We start from the raw sequence: 21837 nt of genomic DNA on the forward strand, positions 1-21837 counted from the left end.
AAAATGTCTGAAACTAAACAAGAATTCATTAATCTTATTCATAATAATAAATTAAAGAAGATTAATGCAAAACTAAAAGCGATTGATTTAATTGATGGCAATTTTCATATTTGTTATATACCTTCATTGAAACTTAGCGCATATGGTTCTACCTCATCTGAAGCATTTAAAATGATGAAGAATATAGTTATTCCAGATTTTTGCGAAACTCTTATGTCTCAAGAGAAAAACAAAATTTTAAGTGAACTTAAAGCTTTAGGGTGGTCTCAAAGTCCATTTTTCAAAACTGAACTTTGTAAATCAGCACATATTGACAAAGAAGGAATCTTACGTGACTTTGATTTATCTGAAAACACTGAATTAAGAGAACGACTAATGACAGTGTGATTACAATGGGAAACAATAGACCTATAAAAACAAAATGTTGGATTAAATTTTTAGAATTTAAAAACTGCAAATACATCTCAACTGAAGCCTCACATGATAAATGGAAATGTCCTGGATGTTTAAGATCTATTATTCACAGGCAAAAAGATAAAGAAATACCTGCTTTCCATATAAATTCTAATTTAATAACAATGGGAATATCAAAAGCTGAATTTTTGGAATGGATTAAGGAAAATTGTTAATAATAAATTTTAGATAATTTATTAACTTCTTTTTTTAAGATATCCAATTAAATAAATCATCCGTACAATCTACAACACCGCCACAGCTTCTCTCCAAAAAACTCTGATATTATCGGTATTCACTTTTTTTTAGCTTGCGCAAGATTATAATTTTCTTGTGCTCAACCAAAAATTGGGACTGGTATTGAAAGCTTTGGCAAGTTTTAATGCCATTTCAGGACTTATACCCTGTTTCTGATTGATGATAGCAGATAAAGTCTTACGACTAATATCTAGTCCAGAAGCTACTTCTTCTAAAGTAAGTTTGTTACCGGTTTCTTCTCTTAATCCTTCTATTGTTTCTTTTATTAATTCTCCGGGATGTGCTGGTGCAAACATGGTCATAATCTTTAAATAATGGCAATCTAATCCTATTAAACGTTTGCGTTAAAGAATACCACAGTAGGGATACCAAGTTTATGGTGTAAAATGTTAGCTATACGCAGTGTTATCTCCCTTTTACCACTTAGTATAGAAGATACATAACTTTTAGAACCAATATAGGGTTGTAGGTCTTTATTCTTCAATCCTAATTCTTCCATCTTCAATTTTATCGCTTCTATGGGATTGGGGCTAGCTATTGGATAATGCTTATCCTCATAATTACTAATAAGTAATCCTAATAATTCAGCTTCTGCAAAATCAGGACTGTTAGGTTCAGCATCAAAAATTATGTCTAGCCTCTCTAAGGCTTTATTATAATCGCTTTCTGTTTTTAAAATTGTCCAATTCATTTTTTATAGCTTATAGTTTCTACATCTATCTTATCGTAATCTTTATGCGTCCCAAACCAAATGATAAAAATTTGCTTGGTGTAAAAGTTAATCTTGACAACTAATCTGTAATTATTGCCTTTTATATTGAAAACAACTCTGTTATTTGTTGCTACAATACTTGCATGCTTATAAACTGCCTTTAACTCATTAAAGTTGCTAAAATCACTTTCTCTAATTTCAGAATACCAAAGTTCTATAGGCTTTTTAGCATCTGGATACTTAGTATAAAATTCAATTAAAGTGCTACGCTTTATGATGTTAAAATGATTCATCTGCACAAAAGTAAAAAAAGTTTACAAATTGTAAACTATAATTTCTATCAAACTCAAAACTTAATTTTCTATACTATGATTCAATTCTTTTATGACATCCAGTTGATATGCTTTATTGTTAGCATATAGTTAAAAGCTTAATTTTGCATTTGTAAAAAGAATCAAAAATTTCAATTCGTAAAATCGTAAATACAAAAAAATGTATCCAGAATATTTAGTTGCACCCATGAGAACCGACTTAACTAGCGTTGGTTTTGAAGAATTAAAAAATGCCGATGAAGTAAAGCAAGCTATAGAAACAGAAGGTACTACGTTTGTTGTGGTTAACTCTGTTTGTGGTTGTGCTGCTGCAAATGCTCGTCCGGCTGCTAAAATTGCCGTACAGGAAGGTAAAAAGCCCAGCAAAATTGTAACTGTTTTTGCCGGAATGGAAAAAGATGCTGTAGATGCTGCTCGTAACTACATGTTGCCTTATCCTCCATCATCACCATCAATGGCTTTATTTAAAGATGGCAAATTGGTACATATTATAGAAAGACACCAAATTGAAGGTCGCCCAGCACAAATGATAGCTGATAATTTAATTGGCGCTTTTGAACAATATTGTTAATTTATAAACTGCGATAGCTTTTAGGTAGTATATCATAAAGTGTGTAAGTGAATCAAAGTTGAGGGCTAGCCCTCAACTTTGATTCACTTTTTTTAATTTTAAAACACACGATTATGAACAAAGAAGAAATGTTATCAGATGCTTTTTTAAAGCAATTCAAAAGCGGCGAAGAGTTGAGCAGTTTTTTAGCACAACTCCAAAAGCGAGGCATTGAAAAAATGTTAGAGGGTGAGTTAGATGCTCATTTAGGTTATGATAAGCATGCCCAGGCAACCTCTACCAATTCCAGAAATGGATTCAGCAGCAAACGTATAAAAACATCTTTTGGGGAGACAGAGATCCAAGTACCCAGAGACAGAGATGCCTCTTTTAATCCTATGATTATACCTAAGCGACAAAGTATGGTCGATGGTTTAGAAAACGTCATTGTATCGCTATATGCAAAAGGCATGAGTGTAAGCGATATTGAAGAACAGATTAGAGAAGTATATCATTTTGATGTATCTACTTCTACTATATCACGCATTACAGAAGCAGTAGCTAACGATATTATTGCTTGGCAGAACAGGCCCCTAGATGCTGTATATTTAATTGTATGGATGGATGGTATTGTTTTTAAGGTAAGGGAGAATTCTAAGGTCATTAACAAAACTATTTACTTAGCAGTAGGGCTCAATAGAGAAGGAAAAAAAGAAGTATTAGGCATGTGGCTAGGTAAGAATGAAAGTGCCGCATTTTGGCTTGGTGTATTAACCGATCTAAAGGCTAGAGGAGTGGAAGACATACTTATCACTGCTACCGACAATCTCAACGGATTTACCCAAACAATAAAAAATGTGTTTCCTCAATCACAAACTCAAATTTGTGTAGTGCATCAAATCAGAAACTCGGCAAGATATGTGGTCTGGAAAGATAAAAAGCTTTTGCCAAGGACATGAAACTTATCTATGATGCCCCAACAAAACAAGCCGCAAAAGCCGCCCTAGAAGACTTTAAGAATATTTGGAACCATAAATACCCTTATGCCATAAAATCATGGGAAGAGAATTGGGAGGAACTGACCGTTTTTTTTGAATTCCCACTTGAAATCAGAAAGATTATTTATACCACCAATTTGATTGAAAACCTAAATGGTAAAATCAGAAAATACACTAAAAATAAATTATCATTCCCCACTGATGAAGCGGTGTTGAAATCGGTATATTTGGCCTTAAGGGAGGCAACAAAAAAATGGAGTATGCCTATTCAAAATTGGGGTATTATCCTAAACCAGTTCTTAACTTTATTTGAAAATAGGGTTCAACTTTAATGAAAAGCAAACCCTATTAAATTTTTACTTACACACTTTATGGGATACTGTCAGCTTTTAAAAGGCTATCGCAGTTCATTTAACATTTACCTTTCTTTAAGGTAAAACTAAAAGTAGCTCCTTCCCCTTCTTGGCTACTTACATAAATTTCGCCACCGTTACTTTCTATAAATTCTTTACAGATAATTAAACCTAGGCCTGTACCCTTTTCATTATGCGTACCACTTGTACTTGAAGAATCTGCAGTAAAAATTTTATCTATTCTATCTTTGGAGATGCCTATCCCACTATCTTGAATAGAAAACTTAAAGTATTCATCCTCATCTGTACAGGTTAAAGTAATTTTACCACCTTGAGGCGTAAATTTAACCGCATTAGATATTAAGTTTCTGATGATAAAATTGAAATGATTTTTATCTGCCAAAACGCAAACTTCTTTATCTATTTGATTATTCACTTCAATTTGTTTCTCATGAATAAGTTGAGCCAAGAAGTCTAATGTTTGCTTAATTGGCTTAGTGCAATTAAAATCTTCTAAAGTAATTTTAGCACCTCTTATTTGGCTATAGCCCCAATGCAATAATTTATCTAAAGTTTCTAAAGCTGTTTCTGATTGATGGATAACCCGATTAATCATGTCTATCTTCTCACTTGCAGATAAATCGTCTTCTTTGATAAGCTTTAGAATACCTAGTGTAGAAACATAAGCACTTCTTAAATCATGCCCTATAATAGAGAAAATTCTATCTTTTACTTGGTTACTTTCTGATAGTTTATCTTTTACAATGATATTTTGTTTATTTAAAATTCTGATTTTGTAATAAGAATAAGCAAAAACCACCATAGATAGTAAAGCAATTACTAAAAGTATAATACTTAAATTCCGTTGCTTGGTTCTGGTCTCATTTATCTCATTTAAAAGTTTGAGCTGCTCCTGTGTTTTCTCTAATTCATATTTATCCTTTATTCCAGAAATTTCACGTTCGCGTTCTTTCACATTTAGTTTCAAAGAAGCTTCATAATACTCCTCAGTATATTTATGGGCATTTTTGTAGTCTTTTTGTTTTAAATAATTGGTTCTTAAACCTTCTAAAATCTCAACCTCTAAATCAATAACACCCATTTCTCTTACTTTATTTAGCGCTTTTAAAGCTTCTTTATTACTCTTCTCATAATCTCCTAGAAAATAATAAGCAACAGAGATATTTTGCATGTTCTTTAAAATCCCCTCAGGGTAATTATTATCTAAAGAAACCTGATAAGACTGCTGATAATAATCTAATGCCTTATTAAATTCTCTTTTTTCTTTATAAACCAAGCCAATATTCATGAGGCTCGAAGCATAAGCCGCTACTTGGTCTCTATGTCCTTTGGTTAATTTGCTTACCCTTTCAAACATCGCTAAAGCATCATCAAGCTTACCTTGCTCTGCAAATGCAATAGCCATATTATTGGCTATATCCAGTTCAAAAACTTTATCCTTAACGTCTTTATTTAAAGAATCAGCCATTTTACAGTACGTAAGAGCACTCTTAAAGTCCTGAATCTGAATATGAATAGCACTCAGCTTAATGTAAGCGTTTACCATTCCTTCTTTGTTTTTTAGCTTCTCAAAAATATTTAATGATGAAAATGCATTCGCTGTTGATTTTGGGAAATCACCCTTTCTACCATGTATAACAGATAATAATCCATATGCCCGAGCCATACTAACTTGGTCTTTCTGGCTTTTTGCTAAAGCCAGTGCTTTATTGGCGTAAACTAAAGCCTCAGATAAATCGCCATGTACGCTTAAAAGATTGGCCATATTATGGTTCAACAAAATCTCTCCCAATACAAAACCATTGTCTTTAGAATAAGCTATCGCCTTGTTATAATAAATTCTTACTGAATCTATTTTATTTGGTCCTAGAGATTTCATGATCATCACATGGGCATTAACCACTAAAGAATCATTATCAGAAGTATTAATTACCTTTTTATAATGATTTACATCAATACCCTGAAAAAATAACAGATTAAAATAGAGTAGGATAAAGTAGATATTCATGTTTTCAATTTAGAGGTGTAATATAAATAGGATATAAATTCTTTACAAATGAAACTGTAATACTTTTAACTCAATTTAAATATCTTTGCGTTTTCACTAACTAAAATTCACATGACTAGTCGCTTTTTCAGGTTTTTATCTGTAATTATCTTATTATTTTCCTTTAATAACTCCGTTTTTTCGCAACAGCAGAAAATTTACAGAGCAACAGCAGAAAAAATTAATAGTTTAATCCATACAAAATTAGATGTTAGCTTTGATTACCAAAAGAAAAGATTAATCGGTAAAGCTTGGATAACTCTTAAACCTCATTTTTACAATACAGACTCTTTAACCTTAGATGCTAAAGGAATGGATATTAAAAATGTGGCTCTCATGAACGGCAATAAGCAAAGTAAACTAAATTTTACTTATGATAGTTTAAAGCTTAAAATAAAGCTCGATAAAACCTACTCGAGTAAAGAAAATTACACTGTTTATATTGATTATGTGGCTAAGCCCGATGAACTTAAAGCTAAAGGTAGTGCCGCAATTACCAACGCAAAGGGTTTATATTTCATAAACCCTGATAGCACTGTACAAAATAAGCCTGTACAAATATGGACACAAGGCGAGACCGAGAGTTCTTCTGTATGGTTTCCTACTTTAGACAGCCCTAACCAAAAAACTACACAAGAAATTAGTATAACTGCACCTGCAAAATACACCACTTTATCTAATGGCATTTTAGTTAGTAAAAAATCTAATAAAGACGGTACACGTACTGATACCTGGAAAATGGATAAACCTCATGCCCCTTATTTATTTATGATGGCGGTAGGGAATTTCAAAATCTATCAAGATAGATGGAAAAACATTCCTGTAGATTATTATTTAGAGCCCGAATATGCTCCTTACGCTAAAAGCATTTTTGGTAATACACCAGAAATGATGACTTTCTTCTCTAATAAATTAGGTATAGATTATCCTTGGGATAAATATGCACAAGTTGTGGTAAGAGACTTTGTAAGTGGCGCCATGGAAAATACTACAGCCACCATACATGGCGATTTTGTACAACAAACGGACCGCGAACTATTAGATGGAAGTGCAGGAGAAGATGTTATTGCTCACGAACTTTTCCACCATTGGTTTGGGGATTATGTAACCGCCGAAAGTTGGAGTAATTTATCTGTTAATGAATCTTTTGCTGATATAAGCGAAACTCTTTGGAACGAATATAAATTTGGTAAAGATGCCGGAGATGCTCATAATTATGAGGCTATGCAAGCTTACCTAAACAATCCTTCGGCTAAATCTAAACACCTTATTAGATTTCATTACGAAGATAAAGAAGACATGTTTGATGTAGTTTCTTACCAAAAAGGAGGACGTATTTTAAACATGCTTCGTCATGATATTGGTGAAGATGCATTTTACAAAAGCTTAAATTTATATCTAAAAAGTAATGCCTTTAAAACTGGTGAAGCGCACCAACTAAGACTAGCTTTTGAAGAAGTTACAGGTAAAGATTTAAATTGGTTTTTTAATCAATGGTATTTTAGAGAAGGTCATCCGGAGCTTAACATCAAATACAACTGGAACGAAGCCACAAAAACGCAGCAAGTTATTTTAAGTCAAACACAAAAAACTGATGTCTTCTTATTACCCATGAAAATTGACATCTATGTTGATGGTAAGAATGAACATCACGATTATTTCATGACCCAAAAAGCCGATACATTAAACTTCATTTTAAATAAAAAACCAGATTTAGTTAATGTTGATGCTGATAAAATTATACTAGCAAAGAAAACAGATGAAAAATCTTTAAGTGAATACGCTTTTCAGTACGAGAATGCACCACTTTATGTTGACCGTTTAGAGGCGCTAAATGCAGCTATAAAAAATAATAGTGATGCAACTGCACAAGCTATTATCTATAACGCTTTAAAAGACAAATATCACAAAATAAGAATCAAAGCTATTGATGCTCTAAAGCTAGACCAAGCATCAGTAAAAACTAAGGCATTACCCATACTTAAGAATTTAGCTAAAGCCGATGAAAAAACTTTAGTTCAAGCGGCAGCAATAACCGCATTAGCATCATTAAAAGATAATGCTCATGAAATACTATTTAAAGACGCTTTAAAAAGTAAATCATACGCTGTACAAGGCGCTGCCTTAGAAGCTCTAGCTACTACTAATAAAAAAGAAGCATTAATGCTGGCCAAAACATTAGAACAAGACAGCAGAGGACCTTTATCTGTAGCCTTAGTATCTCTTTACGCTTCAGAAGGTTCAGAAAATAATTTCGATTTTGTTTCTAAAGCATTTAAAGATGGGGGTATAGAAGAGAAATTTCAGATGATGCAACGCTATGTTAGTATGCTGGGCAAAGTAAAAAGCGCTAGCATTTTCAATGAAAACGTAGATCTTTTAAAAGGTATAGGTGTCCAATACAAATCTTACGGGATTGATAAATATGTAGTAGGCTTGCTTAATAGTCTTTTGAAAATCAAAACAGACCAGTTAAATGCTGGTAATACCCAAGCTAAAGCCGATCTTAATAATCAAATAGAATATTTGAAAACGAATATTGCTGTCTTAGAAAAATTATAATCTAAATAGCGCCAAATTTAACAAGGGGTTGATTCTAGGAATCAGCCTTTTTTTTGTTTCGCGAGGTTAGATTACAATAACATCACACCTAATTAACAAATATTTTACATAAAAAAGCTCTTTATCAACTACTTACAGAACAAAATCTTAAATCTCTACAATCGTTTTTATAAATTTATCAAATAGTGTATCATTTACACCTAGATATTTTTAATTTTTAACAAAAAAGCCTTTTCTATATTAATTTTTCATAAAAATACAATTTCACTTATGTATTTATCAATATTTATATACTTTTGTTGTGTAAATAATTACAACACTACTTAAAATTTGAAATTATGAAAAAGGCTATATTATCAATCGCACTATTATTAAGTTTAACAGTAAGTTTTGCTGATGAAAAAGATTCTAAATCAGCTGCAAAATCTGGAAATGTTGCAGAAAATGTTCTAAGACAATTTGCTTACAATTTTTATAACGCAACCGACGTAAAGTGGAATATCAATGAAAAGTTTCAAACTGCGTTTTTTAAATTAAATGATAAACCAGCTTATGCTTTATACAATTTACAAAACGAATTTCTAGTTGCTACTCAAATTGTAAAAGCAGAAGAGTTTTCTAAAACTGCGTTAAAAAACATCAATGATACTTACGCTGGTGCTAAAATTCAAAAAATTGTTAAAATCATTTCAAGACCGTCTGATTTCCAATTTTCTGACGATACTGGTTCTTACTGGGTATCTTTAATCAGTGCAGAAAAACAAGTAATCTTGTTAGTTTCTCCAGAAGATAACATTACTACAGTTACTTCAATAAAATATTAACATAAAAACCACCTTACGTAAAACCGGGCCTTTCTAAGACCCGGTTTTTTTTATGCTTAAAAATTTAATACCATATTTGCTATTGAAACGTTAAACATTCATTATGACAGAAGGCATCAGCATTATTACAGATGATAAGGGAAATAATAAAGCTTTAATTATAGACTTATTGTACTTAAAAAAGGCGAATATTAAAGCAGAAGAAGTATTAAAAGGTTTATCTAACCTACAAGAATTAATAGATAATACCCCAGAAAAATCTCAGCAAAATACTTGGGATGCTGCTAAAGAAAAACTCAATAAAATAAAACCTGAAAATTAATGAAGAAAACTGTGCTGTTTACGCTTTTATTATGCGGATTAGGATTTTCTCTTTTACATGCAAATACTCCTCAAACAGATTCTGTAAAAAGTAATACCCCTGCTTATTTAAGTCATGAACAATATATGGCTTACACTAAAGCCAGTCCGTTAGGGATGGTTTTAATAGCAGAAACCAACAACTATCCTTCGCCAAAGAAAGCTTTACAATATGCTCAACAGCTTAATTTAAGCTCTGTACAAAAGATGCAAATCACTCAAATTCTTAATGAAATGACTAGGAAAGCTAAAGAAATGGGTAATTTCATTTTAGCTCAAGAAAGCAAGCTCAATACTTTATTTAAAGAGCAGAAAATAAACGATGGCTCTTTAATTTTTTACACTAATAAAATTGGGGCTTTGCAGGGCGAATTAAGAAATGCTTATTTAAAAGCTCATATAGCAACTAAGAAAGTATTTTCTGCACCTCAGCTCCAGAAATACAAACAACTAGCTGTTGTAAATTAGTTTTTTTAAAATTTAAGATTAAACGATAACTTAGCAACCTAAATAAAGGAGTGATATGAATACATCTTTCGACTTTGAAAAACCTATTGCAGATTTACAGCAACAGGTTGAAAAAGTAAAGCAGGTAGCAGAAAAAACTAAGGTAGACATGTCTGCTACATTGAAAGAACTGCAAGATAAAATAGAAAAAACAAAGCTAGACATATACAATAACCTTACAGGCTGGCAAAAAGTACAAATCTCTAGGCATCCAGAAAGACCTTATACATTACAATACATAGAAATGATTTGTGATGACTTTATTGAGATGCATGGAGATAGAACTGTTAAAGACGATAAAGCTATTGTTGGCGGTTTTGGAACTATTGCAGGGCAATCTGTGATGATTATCGGTCATCAAAAAGGTGTAAATACCAAAATGCGTCAATACAGAAATTTTGGCATGGCTAATCCTGAAGGATATAGAAAAGCATTAAGATTGATGAAGCTTGCCGAGAAATTTAACAAACCAGTTATTACTTTTATAGATACACCTGGGGCTTTCCCTGGCTTAGAAGCCGAAGAAAGAGGACAAGGCGAAGCTATTGCAAGAAACTTGCTAGAAATGTCTGTTTTAAATGTTCCTATCATTTGTATCATTGTTGGTGAAGGTGCTTCTGGCGGAGCTTTAGGTATTGGTATAGGAGATAAAGTTTATATGTTAGAACATACTTGGTACTCGGTTATCTCTCCAGAATCTTGCTCTTCTATTTTATGGAGAAGCTGGGATTTTAAAGAACAAGCGGCAGAATGCTTAAAACTTACCGCTGATAATATGTATCAAAATAAATTGATAGATGGTATTATCAAAGAACCTCTTGGTGGCGCACATCAAGACCCTAAGGCTATGGCAGAAACTATCAAAAACCAGTTATTAACTGATTTATCTGAGCTAAAAGCAAAAAAAGTAGAAAAGCTAATTGATGAAAGAATTGAGAAATTCTGTAACATGGGTGTTGTTGTAGAAGATTAGCAAAACCTTCATCTTAAAAATACAAAGCCTTTAAGCATTTCGCTTAGAGGCTTTTTTATGTGTAATTGTTTTATGAAATTTCTTAGAAAAAGACTACTTATCAGGATGATCTAAAACAAAAAAATCCGAATCAATGATTCGGATTTTTTATAAAGTTGCGGCTATTTTAATTATCTACTTACACCAAATTTTCTTTCATAATCACTTAATAAAGTATTTATCTCTTTATTTAGTGATGCTTCTCCGTTTCGTTTGGTAATATCATCAAACTGAGCTAATACAAATAAACCAAGTTGAATATCTCTCATGCCCAAGTTTTCCTTATTTTGTGTTAAGCTATAATGATAATCAAGCTCGCCTTTTATTAAATTTTTACTTTGTGCTAATAACTTAGCCGCTTCTTGTTTCATCCCAACTTGATACATCAAATCAACCAATTCATACTTACTAAGGGCAAAATTAGAATCATATGTAGTATAAATAGGCAGTTGAGCTAAACATTCTTTCAAAGCATTTCTGGCGCTATCTAATTTACCTTCAAATATTAAGTTTCTGGCTAATTCTGTAAACTTATTTACTGATAAATAAACCATTTTGGTTGATTCTGGATCTAAATAAGATGCAGTTTTCATGTTACCCCAAGTAAATTTGCTCATCATATTTTGATACATAGCGGCAGTATTTACCACATCAGTTTCTGATAATGGATTATTATCATTGATAGCTGTTTTGGTTTTAGGTAATAATCTTAAAGCAAAACCTTCATTATATAAATACTTATCTAAGCCAAAGAAATTGCTGCTAGGCACAGTAAATGCAAAATAAATAGGACGCTCCCATTTGTTATGAATCAGGATGTCTAAAAACGCTAACTGACCTTTCGTGATGTAATTTCCAGGAAACTGCCATTCTATAGCAGGAACAATTTCTGCCGTATTACTTAAAGTTTTTGTTTTTAAAACTTCATCCGCATTTACAGTAAGCTTAAAGTTCTTGGTTGGCAAGAAGTTTTCTTGCTTACCACTTTGATATTGCACTTTAGCTTCTGGATTATCTGAGGTGATAAATTCAAATATATCACCTATTTCTTGGTTACCCGGAAGATTAAAATCCTGATAAAAAAGGACATCACGAGTACCTGTTGCATAAGCAGATGAGTCCATTGTAATTGGTAAGGCTTGTGATGCATTAAAAGGCTTTCTTAATTGGTTGATATACCAATCTGTATCAAATAAGCTTAGGTTTACGATTCTTACATCGGGTCTAAAATTCTCAACCTCTTGTACATACCATAAAGGATAGGTGTCATTATCACCATAAGTGAATAAGATAGCATTAGGAGCACAGCTATTTAAATAATTCTTTGCCAAATCTCTGGCAGTAGTTTTTCCAGATCTATCATGGTCATCCCACTCTTCACTTGCCATTAATACTGGTGCTGCTAGCAAACATACTACAGTTGCCAAAGCACCAGCAGTTTTTGCATTCAAGAATTTATTCATCCATTCGCTTATCGCTAATACTCCCAAACCTATCCAAATGGCAAATGCATAAAAAGACCCTGCATAAGCATAATCTCTTTCACGCGGCTGGTTTGGCGTTTGATTCAGATATAAAACAATGGCTAAACCTGTAAAGAAAAACAACAAAGCTACTACACCAGCATCTTTTTGGTTACGTTTAAAATGCCAGAAGGCACCCAAAATTCCTAAAATAAGTGGCAAGAAATATAATTGATTATAAGCCTTATTTTCTGTCATACTTTTAGGTAAATTATTTTGATCGCCTAAACGCATAGCATCAAGAGGTTTTATACCGCTTATCCAATTTCCTTTGGTATAATCGCCTATTCCTTGCTCATCATTTTGCCTTCCAGCAAAATTCCATAAGAAATAACGCATATACATGAATCCAACTTGGTAAGTGCTAAAAAAGCCTATATTATGTTTAAAGCTAGGACTCTCTTCAGGTCCCATATCTAACCAATCGCGGTAAACAGCTACATGGTTTCCCTCTTCACTGTAAATTCTTGGGAATAAAGTATTTCTATCGTAAACATAAGATTGCTTTTTACCTGTAACCTCATATTTATCATTCCCTTTACGATAGTTCTCAGAACCTTCTTTAGAATCTACAACTTTACTGTCAAAATACTGTCCGTATAATAAAGGTCTATCACCATACTGCTCCCTGTTAAGATAACCTAATAAAGCAAATACATTCTCAGGATCACTATTATTTAAATTGGTATCGGCTTTAGCCCTAATTACAATCATAGCATAAGAGCTATAACCAAAAATGATAAGTAAAAAAGAAAGTACCGCTAAATTTAAAATTGGCTTACTTTTCTGGATAGAATAATAAAGCAACCATGCCACAGCAGCAACAATAAGTAAGGCAAAAAAGATAACTCCGGTACCAAAGCCCAAACCCAGCGTGTTTACAAAGAACAAATCGAAATTTGCCGCAAATTTCACTAAGTATTGGATAATGCCATATTGGATAAAGCCTAAAATAACTACCCCTATCATTAAGGCTATAAAAGTACCTTTGGTTGTAGCTTGTTTTGTTCTTCTGAAATAATAAATAACAGCCATAGCAGGTATCACCAATAAATTTAAAAGGTGTATACCTATAGATAAGCCCATAATGTAGGCTATAAATAACAACCATTTATCGGCCTGTGGTTCATCTGCATGAGCATTCCATTTTAAAATTGCCCAAAAAACTACCGCTGTAGAAAGAGATGACATAGCATAAACTTCCGCCTCAACAGCAGAAAACCAGAAGGTATCTGAAAAGGTGTAAGCTAATGCCCCCACTAAACCAGCCCCCATGATGGTGATAAGATTTGCTAATACAGGCTCTTGCTTACCTGGCGCAACAACTTTCTTTGCTAATGCTGTTATAGTCCAGAAAAGGAATAAAATTGTAGCCGCACTAGATAAAGCCGAACTCATATTAACCCAGAAAGCTATCTTATCCTCGCTACCCGCAAAAAGACTAAAGATTCTTCCTATCATTAAAAATAAGGGAGCACCAGGCTGGTGTACTACTTGCAATCTATACGCTGCAGAGATAAACTCTCCGCAATCCCAATAACTTGAAGTTGGTTCTAATGTTAAGGTATAAACCACCGCAGCTACTAAAAAGCTAAACCAACCCAGTAAATTATTAATCTTCTTATAGGCCATTTTCTATTTAAATTGATTCTTTATCGGCCGAAAATAACTATTTGAAATGAATAAAACAGGACTTTAACAAATATTAACCAGCCATTAAGATTTATTTCATTACAAATTACCACTATAAAACAAGCAGTTACACTTTTTAAATTTCGATAGCTAAAGCATCTTTAAAAATTTTTAAAAAAAATTTGCATGCTTTCTGTAATGAGGCTATATTTGCATTCCATTTCAGGAATACTTGAAATTGGAGATTGCCTGATAGTATAATGGTAGTACGACGGTTTTTGGTACCGTTTGTCTAGGTTCGAATCCTGGTCGGGCAACTAAAAATTAAAATCAGATTGTGAAAGCCACAATCTGATTTTTTTTAAAATCGAATCGAAAGCTCATGCCTTCTAATCCAGTAAAACTCTTCTCAGGATCTGCAACAAGAACGCTTGCTGATAAAATTGCTAAGTCGTACGGAAAAGAACTCGGTGATATTAATCTATCTCGTTTTTCAGACGGCGAAATTCAACCTTCATTCGATGAATCCATTAGAGGCTGTGATGTTTTCTTAGTACAGTCTACTTGCCAACCAAATGATAATCTTTTTGAGTTATTGATGATGATAGATGCTGCCAAAAGAGCATCAGCGCATTATATCAATGTAATTATCCCTTATTTTGGTTACGCTCGTCAAGACAGAAAAGATAAACCCAGAGTAGCTATCGGCGCTAAGCTAGTTGCTAATTTATTAACTGCCGCTGGTGCACACCGTGTGATGACTATGGATTTACACGCAGCACAAATACAGGCATTTTTTGATATTCCAGTAGACCACTTAGATGCTGCGGTTATTTTTGTGCCTTACATTAAAAGCTTAGGATTAGAAAATTTAACCATTGCTTCGCCGGATATGGGCGGTTCTTACAGAGCTCGTTTATTTGCTAAATTCTTTAATGCCGAGGTTGTTATTTGTGATAAGAGAAGAAAAAGAGCAAACGAAATAGAATCAATGTCTATTATAGGCGATGTTACCGGACAGGATATCGTTTTAATTGACGATATTTGCGACACAGCCGGCACCTTATCTAAAGCAGCAGCTTTAATTATGGAAAAGGGAGCTAAAAGTGTAAGGGCTGTTTGTACGCATGCTGTATTATCTGGCAATGCTTATGAAACCATAGAAAACTCTGCTTTAACAGAAATTATTGTTACAGACACCATTCCTGTTAAAAAAGAGAGTAGCAAGATTAAAATATTATCAACGGCAGACTTATTTGCGAAAGCCATAACTAACGTAAACGAGCATGCATCAATTAGCGAACTTTTTAAAATTTAATATATAACAAACATGAAATCAATCGCAATTAGCGGTTCTCCAAGAGAGAACGTAGGGAAACGCGACGCTAAGGAGCTTCGTTATTCGGGTAAAGTGCCAGCTGTTTTATACGGCGGAAAAGAGCAAGTTCACTTTGCTGTTGAAGCACCATCATTAAGAGATTTAGTTTACACTCCAGAAGTAAACTTTGCTGAATTAGAAATTGCTGGTAAAAAAATCAAAGCAGTTTTAAAAGAAATTCAGTTTCATCCATTAACAGAGCAAATCTTACACGTAGATTTCTTACAGTTATTTGATGATAAAAAAGTAACTATGGAAATCCCTGTTAAATTAACTGGTACTTCTCCAGGTGTTAAAATGGGTGGTAAATTAGTTCAAAAGTTACGTAAATTAAAAGTTAATGCTTTACCTAAAGATATGCCTCAATACGTTGAAGTTTCTTTAGAGCCTTTAGAAGTAGGTAAATCTACTCGTGTTCGTGATTTAAATCCAGAAGGATATACCATTACCAATGTTGGTGAAGATACTATCGTTTCTGTAATTATGTCTAGAGCTCTAAAACAAGCAGAACAAGAAGCTAACAAAAAATAATTAGCTTTAAAAAATTTAAAAAAGGCTGTCTTTTGGCAGTCTTTTTTTGTTTATAGCAGAAATACATAATTTAAGCATGCAAATTTTAGAGAAGAAATACCTGATATTCTTTTTCGTAGTGTTAATTGTTTCGCCTTTAATAGGGCTACTTTTATTTCAAGAAGAATTTAATAGTTTATTTATAGCAAGAGCTCTTTTTACTGCATCTTTAAGTACTTTAATATTTTTCTTTATCAATAAAAGAAGATAGTTATAGAAAAACGATATCGGTTACTACTTCAGCCCCTGTTTTTTCATTCAAGCCTTCAAGAATTTTCGAGCGCATTATCACCAACTCATTCTTTACAACGGATGATTCTATCCTAACAAAAAGTTTTTTATCTCTTATATAAATCTCTTTGGTTCTATTAGCTACAGCCTTGCCTACTACCGCCTCCCAAGAAGAAACGGCAAAAGTTTCATCATATTTACCTTTTAACCGATAAGCCTTTAGCATTTGTTCTAATGCCTCTTTTAATGTTTTATCATTAGTTCTGCTCATTGCGGATGATTTGATTTTCTATGGTAAATAAATTAAGCTTAACATTTATAGAGTTGAAAATGGTTTTCAACCTTTCGGGATTAGTATCTGTAATAAAAATTTGCCCAAAATCTTCCTCAGAGACCATTTTCATTAATTTGGTAATTCTCTTATCGTCTAGCTTATCAAAAATATCATCTAATAATAATAAGGGTTTATAGCCCTTTTGTTGATTGAGGAAACTATATTTTGCAAGTTTTAAAGCTATTAGAAAAGATTTTTGTTGCCCCTGAGAACCAAATTTCTTAAGCGGCATACCATGTATGGTAAATTGCAGTTCGTCTTTATGTATGCCTACGGTGGTTCTTTGTAAGATTTTATCCTTTTCTGCTGCACTCTTTAGTAAAGTATCAAAATCTCCATTTAACAACATCGAGTCGTAAATTAATGAAACTTGTTCAGCATCATCACTTAAATATTGATAATGTTCATTAAAAACCTGAGTGAAAGATTCCATAAATTGCTTTCTTTTCTCAAAAATCTTCTTTCCAGAATTTACCAGCTGCTCATCAAAAATTTCTAATAAAGTTGGGTCATAACGGCCAGTTTCTGCAATTCTTTTTAATAAGGCATTCCTATTAAGTAAGCTTTTATTGTAGGTAATAAGCTCATCCAAGTAGTGATTATCTGTTTGAGATATCACATTATCTATAAATTTTCTACGCTCCTCGCTCCCATCTAAAATTAAACCAATATCATTTGGAGAAATCATTACTAAAGGAAACAAACCAATATGGTCTGCCAACCTTGTATACTCCTTTTTATTTCTTTTAAACTGCTTTTTTTGATTTTTCTTTACACCACACGCTATAAACTCCTCTTGATTATCCTTATCAAATTTTCCTTGTATCATAAACAAGTCTCTGTCTTGTTTAATTTGCTGGCTATCAATAGGATTGAAATAACTTTTACATAAAGACAAATAATGTATTGCATCTAGTAAGTTTGTTTTACCTGCTCCATTATCACCAGTAAAAGCGTTTGCCCCATCAGAGAAAACTAGCTCCGCTTCGTCATAGTTTTTGAAATTTACAAGTGAAAGATTCTTCAAGTACATATAACAAAGTTAACGATCTAAGGCTTCTTAACTGTATTATTACCAAATAATTTACGGTCAAAAATTCCATTTAAAGTATAGTAATTGAATATTAGTAAATTATATCGTAATTATTTAAATATAAGAGTTGTTGTTTTTAACGAAAACACTATTTTTGCAATCTTTAATAAAACCCAAAATGTCGAACACACAGATTGATAGTACACCAGAAGTAGTAGGTTCTTTAGGTAAAACAGGAAGCTTCATTCAGGAAAACCGTAAAAGTCTTCTTATTATAGGTGGTGCCGTAGTAGGATTAATATTATTATTTTTTGCTTATCAAAAGTTTTATTTGGCTCCAAGAGAAACTGAAGCTTTAAACCAAATGTACAAAGCACAGCAATACTGGGAACAAAAAGACTGGGATAAGGCTATAAAAGGCGATGGAAATTTCCCTGGCTTTGAGAAAATCATAGAAGATTATGATAACACAAAATCAGCCAACTTAGCTTATTATTATTTAGGTATAGCCTATTTAAATAAAGGTGAGTTTCAAAAAGCAGCAGACAATTTAACAAACTATAGCGGTGCTGATGAAGTTATTTCACCATTAGCATTAGGTGGCGCTGCTGACGCTTTTGTAGAATTAAAACAATACGATAAAGCAATTACCTATTATAACAAAGCAATTTCTAAAGGTAATAACCAGTTTGCTGCTCCAATCTATCTTAAAAAGTTAGGTTTGGTTTATGAGGAGCAAAAAGATTACAAGTCTGCTTTTGAAACATATAATAAAATTAAAACCGATTTCCCTGAAAGTACTGTAGCATTTAATATTGACATGTACATTGCTAGAGTAGAAGGAAAATAATTGTTTAAATAAGATTTACATCAGGTTAGCTTTAATGGCTAACCTTTTTTTTTGGATATTATGGCAAGTAACTTAAAAAATTTATCAGATTTTTCGCATACAACAGTACCATCTGCAAAACCTTTTCGCTTTGGCATAGTAGTAGCAGCATGGAATGCAGAAGTAACAGGAAACTTATACCGAGGGGCTTATGATTCTTTGCTTAAGCATGGTGCCGAGGAAGAAAATATTATTTCTGTAGAGGTAGCAGGAAGTTATGAATTAATTGCTGGAGCAGATATTTTATTAAGCAAGCAACAATTAGATGCCGTTATTTGCTTAGGATGTGTGATACAAGGAGAAACTCGTCATTTTGATTTTATCTGTAATGCCGTTGCTAATGGAATTGCTCAAGTAGGCATCAAACACACAAAACCTGTTATTTTTGGTGTATTAACAACAGACAACCAAGAACAAGCTTTAGACAGAGCTGGAGGTAAGCATGGCAACAAAGGCGATGAAGCAGCTATCACTGCAATAAAAATTGCAGATATGTCAAATAGTTTGAAATAAATATATTAGCTTTACACAAATTTATATACTGTAGATTTATCAATGAAGAAATTTGTCTTTATAGCATTAGTTTTAATAGCAAGCATAACAATATTAGAATCTTGCTCTTCTAAACTGTGCCCAGCTTACAGCTCTTATCCTCAAGCTAGAGGAAGAAGATAATTCTTAATCCCTTAAAATTTAATATGAAAAAATTACTTTTTTCATGTCTATTTATTGCCTTGTGTTTAACTACCATAGCACAAGATAAGAATGCCGTGATTAATAAAATTTGGACTGCCGTTGGCGGTAAGCAAAACTTTGAGAAGAGTAGATATATCCAATTTACTTTTGAAGTTAAGCGAAATGATAAGATTGCGACATCAAGAAACCATTTATGGGATCGTTACACTGGTGATTATAGGTTTGAACAAACCACCAACGATAAAAAGCTAGTCACCTTATTTAATATCAACACAAAAAAAGGTAAGGTATACGAAAATGGCTTTCTTTTAAGCGACTCTTTAAATGAAGCCGCCGTAAAAAAAGCTTATGCTTCTTATATCAATGATACTTATTGGCTATTGGTACCGTTTAAAGTTGAAGACCCTGGTGTAAATACCACTTTGATAGCCAATGAAACTATAGATGGCAAAGAATACCAGGTATTAAATTTAAATTTTGATAAAGTAGGCTTAACACCGGGCGATCAATATTGGCTTTATATTAACCCTGCAAATGGGGAAATAGAAAAATGGAAGTATCTATTACAAAATCAGAAAAACGCTAGCGTTTCTAACTGGTCTCCTTATGTAGAAATTGGTAACGGAGTTAATTTATCTGTAAGCAAAATAAACAGTAATAATACATCAGCTATTAATTTCCCGAATACTAAAGTTTTGCAGAAAGTTGATAAACATATATTTACAAAACCATGAACTGGATTAATTTAGACAGCGAAGAACAATTAAACGAGATAAAAAACAAGCAAGGAAACAGTGTTATTTTTAAACATAGTACTAGATGTTCTATCAGTATGATGGCTAAAAAAAGATTGGATATGGATGGAGATATTGTTCCAGAAAACTTATCTTGCTATTATTTAGACCTTTTAAATTACAGAAGCATCTCTAACCAAATTGCTGATTTATTTCAGGTACATCATGAGTCTCCTCAATTACTGCTTATCCAAAATGGAGAATGTATTCTAGATCAATCTCATGGAGAAATCAATCTGGAAGAAGTTGTAGAAATGATATAACAAAGAAGGAATGCGTGAAAGCATTCCTTTTTTATTGAGACCTCTCCTACCAATTAAATTTAACTTCTCTTTTAATATCAGGGTGCAAGCTATAATGCACTGGGCAAGTTAAAGCCGCATGTTCTAATATCTTTTTGTCCTTATCAGTGTATTGGTCCTTTAAAGGGAAATCGAAATTCACATGAATTTCTGAAACTCTTCTTGGCTCAGCAGCCATTACTTTAGTAACCTCCGCGGTTAAGCCCGATAAATCAATGCCATGTGTATTTGCTGCTATTCCCATAATCGTCATCATACAATTACCAAAAGAAGTAGCTAATAAATCTGTTGGAGAAAAAGCCTCTCCTTTGCCATTATTGTCTACAGGTGCATCCGTAATAATTTCTTTCCCAGATTGTAAATGAGTTGATGTAGTTCTTAAAGAACCGTTATAAATAATTTTTGAGGTTGCCATAAATAAAATTTAATATCACTCAAATATAAGAGCGACTGCATAGTTTAAAACAATAATACTACTTTTTAGCATGATTAATTTACCCTATAAGCGCCATCTGTTTAAATAAATTACAGAATATCGACACAACTTTTAATTAAACTATATGTATTTTTGTTGCCATGATAGAGTTACCAGTAATACCTGCAAATCAAGTACAACGAAAACCAGATTGGTTAAGAGTGAAGCTTCCTGTTGGAAAAGAGTATGCTCATGTGAGAAGCTTGGTAGACGAGCATAAACTACACACCATTTGTGAAAGTGGTAATTGCCCTAATATGGGCGAGTGCTGGGGTGCTGGTACTGCTACTTTCATGATTTTAGGTAATATATGTACCCGTTCATGTTCTTTTTGTGCGGTTGCAACCGGAAGGCCTTTAGCTGTTGATACAGATGAACCTAACCGCGTAGCCAACTCTATCAAATTGATGAACGTGAAGCATGCTGTTATAACTTCTGTTGATAGAGATGATTTAAAAGATGGAGGCTCTATCATTTGGGCAGAAACCATAAAGGCTATCAGAAGAGAAAGCCCGCAAACTACCATGGAAACCTTAATTCCAGATTTTAAAGGTATTTGGGATAATCTTTATAGAGTTTGCGAAGAAAAACCTGAAATCATTTCTCATAACATAGAAACGGTTAGAAGACTAACCAAAGAAGTAAGAATACAAGCTAAGTACGACCGTAGTATGGAGTGTTTAAAACGTATTTCTGATTCTGGTTTAAGAACAAAATCAGGTATAATGCTTGGCCTAGGCGAGAAAGAAGAAGATGTAATTGAGACATTAGGTGATTTAAAAGCTAATGGTGTGCATGTAGTGACTATCGGACAGTATTTACAGCCTACCAAAAATCACCATCCGGTTATAGATTGGATTCATCCAGATCAATTCCTGAAATACAAACAAATTGGTATGGAGATGGGTTTTAAATATGTTGAAAGTGGACCCTTGGTAAGATCGTCTTACCATGCAGAAAAACACTTGTTTGATTTATAAAAATTCATCGC

The 21837-nt window shown here is 33.0% G+C and carries 24 protein-coding genes, 1 tRNA gene and 1 pseudogene; 18 read left to right on the plus strand and 8 right to left on the minus strand.

The window, feature by feature from the left end:
• Positions 1 to 3: 3 nt before the first annotated feature.
• Both FYC62_RS10110 and FYC62_RS10115 read left to right on the plus strand, forming a co-directional pair.
• Positions 4 to 387 carry a hypothetical protein gene (locus tag FYC62_RS10110; protein ID WP_039452149.1) on the plus strand — a complete coding sequence of 128 codons (384 nt, stop codon included), beginning with the start codon at positions 4 to 6 and terminating at the stop codon, positions 385 to 387.
• Positions 388 to 392: 5 nt separating this feature from the next.
• Positions 393 to 629, plus strand: coding sequence for a type II toxin-antitoxin system HicA family toxin (locus FYC62_RS10115; protein WP_039452147.1), 237 nt, complete (start codon positions 393 to 395; stop codon positions 627 to 629).
• Positions 630 to 773: 144 nt separating this feature from the next.
• Here the strand turns inward: FYC62_RS10115 and FYC62_RS10120 are convergent, their stop codons facing one another.
• Genes FYC62_RS10120 through FYC62_RS10130 form a run of 3 tightly spaced genes read right to left on the minus strand, consistent with a single transcriptional unit; the run spans position 774 to position 1716 of the window.
• Positions 774 to 1007 (minus strand): HigA family addiction module antitoxin, encoded by a 234-nt coding sequence (locus FYC62_RS10120; RefSeq protein WP_205943708.1) that lies wholly within the window; start codon positions 1005 to 1007, stop codon positions 774 to 776.
• 35 nt (positions 1008 to 1042) lie between these two features.
• Positions 1043 to 1402 (minus strand): helix-turn-helix domain-containing protein, encoded by a 360-nt coding sequence (locus tag FYC62_RS10125; RefSeq protein WP_026902947.1) that lies wholly within the window; start codon positions 1400 to 1402, stop codon positions 1043 to 1045.
• Positions 1399 to 1716 carry a type II toxin-antitoxin system HigB family toxin gene (locus FYC62_RS10130; RefSeq protein WP_149074848.1) on the minus strand — a complete coding sequence of 106 codons (318 nt, stop codon included), beginning with the start codon at positions 1714 to 1716 and terminating at the stop codon, positions 1399 to 1401. Before FYC62_RS10130 ends, FYC62_RS10125 begins: the two co-directional genes overlap by 4 nt.
• A 199-nt stretch (positions 1717 to 1915) precedes the next feature.
• On the opposite strand from FYC62_RS10130, the gene FYC62_RS10135 reads away from it, so the two are divergent.
• Positions 1916 to 2326 carry a BrxA/BrxB family bacilliredoxin gene (locus FYC62_RS10135; RefSeq protein WP_026902945.1) on the plus strand — a complete coding sequence of 137 codons (411 nt, stop codon included), beginning with the start codon at positions 1916 to 1918 and terminating at the stop codon, positions 2324 to 2326.
• Between the two features lie 113 nt (positions 2327 to 2439).
• Positions 2440 to 3635 (plus strand): annotated as a pseudogene (locus FYC62_RS10140) (IS256 family transposase).
• Positions 3636 to 3714: 79 nt separating this feature from the next.
• Here FYC62_RS10140 and FYC62_RS10145 read toward each other — a convergent pair.
• Positions 3715 to 5685 (minus strand): tetratricopeptide repeat-containing sensor histidine kinase, encoded by a 1971-nt coding sequence (locus FYC62_RS10145; protein ID WP_149074849.1) that lies wholly within the window; start codon positions 5683 to 5685, stop codon positions 3715 to 3717.
• A gap of 111 nt (positions 5686 to 5796) precedes the next feature.
• On the opposite strand from FYC62_RS10145, the gene FYC62_RS10150 reads away from it, so the two are divergent.
• The 5 genes from FYC62_RS10150 (at position 5797) to FYC62_RS10170 (ending at position 10950) form a co-directional block, all read left to right on the plus strand.
• The gene (locus FYC62_RS10150; RefSeq protein WP_149074850.1) at positions 5797 to 8286 is read left to right on the plus strand and encodes a M1 family aminopeptidase; all 2490 of its coding nucleotides are present in this window, start codon (positions 5797 to 5799) and stop codon (positions 8284 to 8286) included.
• A 338-nt stretch (positions 8287 to 8624) separates the two neighbouring features.
• Positions 8625 to 9110: a hypothetical protein gene (locus FYC62_RS10155; RefSeq protein ID WP_149074851.1), complete on the plus strand. Its 486-nt coding sequence runs from the start codon at positions 8625 to 8627 to the stop codon at positions 9108 to 9110.
• Positions 9111 to 9213: 103 nt separating this feature from the next.
• A complete protein-coding gene (locus FYC62_RS10160; RefSeq protein WP_039452133.1) occupies positions 9214 to 9432 on the plus strand; it encodes a hypothetical protein in 219 nt (72 codons plus the stop codon).
• The gene (locus FYC62_RS10165; protein ID WP_149074852.1) at positions 9432 to 9938 is read left to right on the plus strand and encodes a hypothetical protein; all 507 of its coding nucleotides are present in this window, start codon (positions 9432 to 9434) and stop codon (positions 9936 to 9938) included. The genes FYC62_RS10160 and FYC62_RS10165 overlap by 1 nt, the downstream gene beginning before the upstream one ends.
• Before the next feature lie 55 nt (positions 9939 to 9993).
• A complete protein-coding gene (locus tag FYC62_RS10170; protein ID WP_149074853.1) occupies positions 9994 to 10950 on the plus strand; it encodes an acetyl-CoA carboxylase carboxyltransferase subunit alpha in 957 nt (318 codons plus the stop codon).
• A gap of 170 nt (positions 10951 to 11120) precedes the next feature.
• Here FYC62_RS10170 and FYC62_RS10175 read toward each other — a convergent pair whose 3' ends face one another.
• On the minus strand, positions 11121 to 14144 hold the full coding sequence (locus FYC62_RS10175; protein WP_149074854.1) for a glycosyltransferase family 117 protein: 3024 nt from the start codon (positions 14142 to 14144) through the stop codon (positions 11121 to 11123).
• Positions 14145 to 14390: 246 nt separating this feature from the next.
• Here FYC62_RS10175 and FYC62_RS10180 point away from each other — a divergent pair.
• The 4 genes from FYC62_RS10180 (at position 14391) to FYC62_RS17120 (ending at position 16303) form a co-directional block, all read left to right on the plus strand.
• Positions 14391 to 14461: transfer RNA gene (locus FYC62_RS10180), tRNA-Gln, on the plus strand.
• Positions 14462 to 14526: 65 nt separating this feature from the next.
• A complete protein-coding gene (locus FYC62_RS10185) occupies positions 14527 to 15462 on the plus strand; it encodes a ribose-phosphate pyrophosphokinase (RefSeq protein ID WP_149074855.1) in 936 nt (311 codons plus the stop codon).
• 12 nt (positions 15463 to 15474) lie between these two features.
• Positions 15475 to 16053, plus strand: a complete 579-nt coding sequence (locus FYC62_RS10190) for a 50S ribosomal protein L25/general stress protein Ctc (RefSeq protein WP_039452117.1) — start codon at positions 15475 to 15477, stop codon at positions 16051 to 16053.
• A 76-nt stretch (positions 16054 to 16129) separates the two neighbouring features.
• On the plus strand, positions 16130 to 16303 hold the full coding sequence (locus tag FYC62_RS17120; RefSeq protein WP_161792133.1) for a hypothetical protein: 174 nt from the start codon (positions 16130 to 16132) through the stop codon (positions 16301 to 16303).
• Here FYC62_RS17120 and FYC62_RS10195 read toward each other — a convergent pair whose 3' ends face one another.
• Complete coding sequence (locus FYC62_RS10195; protein ID WP_039452115.1) at positions 16304 to 16594, minus strand: DUF721 domain-containing protein; 291 nt, start codon at positions 16592 to 16594, stop codon at positions 16304 to 16306.
• Positions 16581 to 17690, minus strand: coding sequence for a DNA replication/repair protein RecF (recF, locus tag FYC62_RS10200; protein WP_149074856.1), 1110 nt, complete (start codon positions 17688 to 17690; stop codon positions 16581 to 16583). The genes FYC62_RS10195 and recF overlap by 14 nt, the downstream gene beginning before the upstream one ends.
• Before the next feature lie 178 nt (positions 17691 to 17868).
• Between recF and FYC62_RS10205 the strand changes: the two genes are divergently transcribed.
• The 4 genes from FYC62_RS10205 (at position 17869) to ytxJ (ending at position 20332) form a co-directional block, all read left to right on the plus strand.
• Positions 17869 to 18540: a YfgM family protein gene (locus FYC62_RS10205; protein WP_149074857.1), complete on the plus strand. Its 672-nt coding sequence runs from the start codon at positions 17869 to 17871 to the stop codon at positions 18538 to 18540.
• Positions 18541 to 18600: 60 nt separating this feature from the next.
• Entirely contained in the window at positions 18601 to 19092 is a 492-nt protein-coding gene (ribH, locus tag FYC62_RS10210) for a 6,7-dimethyl-8-ribityllumazine synthase (protein ID WP_039452108.1), read from the plus strand.
• Positions 19093 to 19277: 185 nt separating this feature from the next.
• Complete coding sequence (locus tag FYC62_RS10215; protein WP_149074858.1) at positions 19278 to 20009, plus strand: DUF6503 family protein; 732 nt, start codon at positions 19278 to 19280, stop codon at positions 20007 to 20009.
• Positions 20006 to 20332 carry a bacillithiol system redox-active protein YtxJ gene (ytxJ, locus tag FYC62_RS10220; RefSeq protein ID WP_149074859.1) on the plus strand — a complete coding sequence of 109 codons (327 nt, stop codon included), beginning with the start codon at positions 20006 to 20008 and terminating at the stop codon, positions 20330 to 20332. Before FYC62_RS10215 ends, ytxJ begins: the two co-directional genes overlap by 4 nt.
• A gap of 46 nt (positions 20333 to 20378) precedes the next feature.
• On the opposite strand, the gene FYC62_RS10225 is transcribed toward ytxJ, so the two are convergent.
• Positions 20379 to 20786, minus strand: coding sequence for an OsmC family protein (locus tag FYC62_RS10225; protein WP_039452103.1), 408 nt, complete (start codon positions 20784 to 20786; stop codon positions 20379 to 20381).
• 161 nt (positions 20787 to 20947) lie between these two features.
• On the opposite strand from FYC62_RS10225, the gene lipA reads away from it, so the two are divergent.
• Positions 20948 to 21826, plus strand: a complete 879-nt coding sequence (gene lipA, locus FYC62_RS10230) for a lipoyl synthase (RefSeq protein WP_039452101.1) — start codon at positions 20948 to 20950, stop codon at positions 21824 to 21826.
• The last annotated feature ends 11 nt before the right edge of the window (positions 21827 to 21837 follow it).

Source organism: Pedobacter aquae, from assembly GCF_008195825.1.
Classification (GTDB): Bacteria; Bacteroidota; Bacteroidia; order Sphingobacteriales; family Sphingobacteriaceae; genus Pseudopedobacter; species Pseudopedobacter aquae.

Bases quoted from the DNA above. Each gene is read 5' to 3' on its own strand.
- FYC62_RS10215 (WP_149074858.1), top strand. From the start codon at position 19,278: ATGAAAAAATTACTTTTTTCATGTCTATTTATTGCCTTGTGTTTAACT.
- FYC62_RS10155 (WP_149074851.1), top strand. From the start codon at position 8,625: ATGAAAAAGGCTATATTATCAATCGCACTATTATTAAGTTTAACAGTA.
- FYC62_RS10110 (WP_039452149.1), top strand. From the start codon at position 4: ATGTCTGAAACTAAACAAGAATTCATTAATCTTATTCATAATAATAAA.
- FYC62_RS17120 (WP_161792133.1), top strand. From the start codon at position 16,130: ATGCAAATTTTAGAGAAGAAATACCTGATATTCTTTTTCGTAGTGTTA.
- FYC62_RS10190 (WP_039452117.1), top strand. From the start codon at position 15,475: ATGAAATCAATCGCAATTAGCGGTTCTCCAAGAGAGAACGTAGGGAAA.
- lipA (WP_039452101.1), top strand. From the start codon at position 20,948: ATGATAGAGTTACCAGTAATACCTGCAAATCAAGTACAACGAAAACCA.
- FYC62_RS10165 (WP_149074852.1), top strand. From the start codon at position 9,432: ATGAAGAAAACTGTGCTGTTTACGCTTTTATTATGCGGATTAGGATTT.
- FYC62_RS10225 (WP_039452103.1), bottom strand. From the start codon at position 20,786: ATGGCAACCTCAAAAATTATTTATAACGGTTCTTTAAGAACTACATCA.
- ribH (WP_039452108.1), top strand. From the start codon at position 18,601: ATGGCAAGTAACTTAAAAAATTTATCAGATTTTTCGCATACAACAGTA.
- FYC62_RS10125 (WP_026902947.1), bottom strand. From the start codon at position 1,402: ATGAATTGGACAATTTTAAAAACAGAAAGCGATTATAATAAAGCCTTA.
- FYC62_RS10135 (WP_026902945.1), top strand. From the start codon at position 1,916: ATGTATCCAGAATATTTAGTTGCACCCATGAGAACCGACTTAACTAGC.
- FYC62_RS10130 (WP_149074848.1), bottom strand. From the start codon at position 1,716: ATGAATCATTTTAACATCATAAAGCGTAGCACTTTAATTGAATTTTAT.
- FYC62_RS10170 (WP_149074853.1), top strand. From the start codon at position 9,994: ATGAATACATCTTTCGACTTTGAAAAACCTATTGCAGATTTACAGCAA.
- recF (WP_149074856.1), bottom strand. From the start codon at position 17,690: ATGTACTTGAAGAATCTTTCACTTGTAAATTTCAAAAACTATGACGAA.
- FYC62_RS10185 (WP_149074855.1), top strand. From the start codon at position 14,527: ATGCCTTCTAATCCAGTAAAACTCTTCTCAGGATCTGCAACAAGAACG.
- FYC62_RS10195 (WP_039452115.1), bottom strand. From the start codon at position 16,594: ATGAGCAGAACTAATGATAAAACATTAAAAGAGGCATTAGAACAAATG.
- FYC62_RS10120 (WP_205943708.1), bottom strand. From the start codon at position 1,007: ATGTTTGCACCAGCACATCCCGGAGAATTAATAAAAGAAACAATAGAA.
- FYC62_RS10160 (WP_039452133.1), top strand. From the start codon at position 9,214: ATGACAGAAGGCATCAGCATTATTACAGATGATAAGGGAAATAATAAA.
- FYC62_RS10145 (WP_149074849.1), bottom strand. From the start codon at position 5,685: ATGAATATCTACTTTATCCTACTCTATTTTAATCTGTTATTTTTTCAG.
- FYC62_RS10150 (WP_149074850.1), top strand. From the start codon at position 5,797: ATGACTAGTCGCTTTTTCAGGTTTTTATCTGTAATTATCTTATTATTT.
- FYC62_RS10205 (WP_149074857.1), top strand. From the start codon at position 17,869: ATGTCGAACACACAGATTGATAGTACACCAGAAGTAGTAGGTTCTTTA.
- ytxJ (WP_149074859.1), top strand. From the start codon at position 20,006: ATGAACTGGATTAATTTAGACAGCGAAGAACAATTAAACGAGATAAAA.
- FYC62_RS10175 (WP_149074854.1), bottom strand. From the start codon at position 14,144: ATGGCCTATAAGAAGATTAATAATTTACTGGGTTGGTTTAGCTTTTTA.
- FYC62_RS10115 (WP_039452147.1), top strand. From the start codon at position 393: ATGGGAAACAATAGACCTATAAAAACAAAATGTTGGATTAAATTTTTA.